The organism is Mesorhizobium sp. WSM4849 (assembly GCF_055811385.1).
This window is the reverse complement of the sequence record NZ_JBVVPW010000093.1, coordinates 1-1183: the sequence shown is the minus strand read 5'-3', so window position 1 is coordinate 1183 and position 1183 is coordinate 1. Positions and strand designations below refer to the sequence as shown.

Here is a 1183-nt window from a genome sequence, read left to right as displayed (position 1 = left end):
CTAGTGTCCTGATTCCGAAGTTCTGACGATTTTAGCCTGTTGGTCGCCGGTTTTGAGGGTTGCGAGGCAGAAGCGTTCGATGGAGGCGAGAATGTCGGTAGCAGACTTTGTCCATCTGAAGGGCTTCGGATCGGCGTTGACAGCATTGATGTAGGTTTCGATGGCGGCTTCAAGTTCTCCGGTTGAGCGGTGAACGCCGCGCCTGATCTGCTTGTCGGTGAGGTCGGCGAAGAAGCGCTCGACCTGATTGATCCAGGACGCGCTGGTGGGTGTTAGATGGACGTGCCAGCGGGGTCGCTTGGCGAACCAGTTGCGGATGGGTTGCGTCTTGTGCGTGGCGTAGTTGTCCATGACCAAATGGATGTCGAGATCCTCAGGAACCGCCGCTTCGATCTCGTCGAGGAAGCGGCGGAACTCCGTAGAGCGGTGGCGCGGATAGCATTTGCCGATGATGCGTCCGGTGGCGATATCGAGCGCTGCGAACAGCGACGTCACGCCGTGGCGCTTGTAATCATGGCTGCGCCGCTCGATCTGGCCGGGCCGCATCGGCAGCACCGGTTGGGTGCGATCGAGCGCCTGGATTTGGCTCTTCTCGTCCACGCACAGGACCAGCGCGTGTTCGGGCGGTGCCATGTAGAGGCCGACGATGTCGCGCACCTTCTCGACAAACAAAGGATCGCTCGACAACTTGAAGCTTTCTGCGCGGTGCGGCTGAAGGCCGAAGGCTTTCCATATCCGATGGATCGTCGATGGCGCATGGTCGACCGCGCGCGCCATCGAGCGCAGACTCCAATGCGTGGCTTCGCGCGGTGTCGCCTCCAGCGTCAGGCGGATCGTCTCGGCAATCGCATCATCGCCGATCTCTCGTGGCCGACCCGGCCGCGGCTCATCGTAGAGGCCATCCAGCCGATCTTGGGCAAAGCGGCGTCGCCACTTGCCGACCGTGTTCTCAACCGCCCCGACGCGCTGCGCGATCACTTTGTTCTCAAGCCTCTCGGCCGCCAACAACACGATCTCTGCCCGCTGTGCCAGACCTTGCGCCGTTCGCCGCCGGCGCGACAGACCTTCAAGCTCCTTGCGTTCCTCGGCGCTCAAGTCGATGGTTGCAGCAACTCGTCCCATGCATCGCATCTCCAATCGAATCAACGCAATAATCGCACGAATTACGCGATCATGACACTAG

The 1183-nt window shown here is 60.9% G+C and carries 1 protein-coding gene; it reads right to left on the bottom strand.

From position 1 onward, the window contains the following. Complete coding sequence (locus tag AC0L3L_RS36330) at window positions 1-1131, bottom strand: IS630 family transposase (protein ID WP_473490042.1); 1131 nt, start codon at window positions 1129-1131, stop codon at window positions 1-3. Window positions 1132-1183 lie beyond the last annotated feature (52 nt).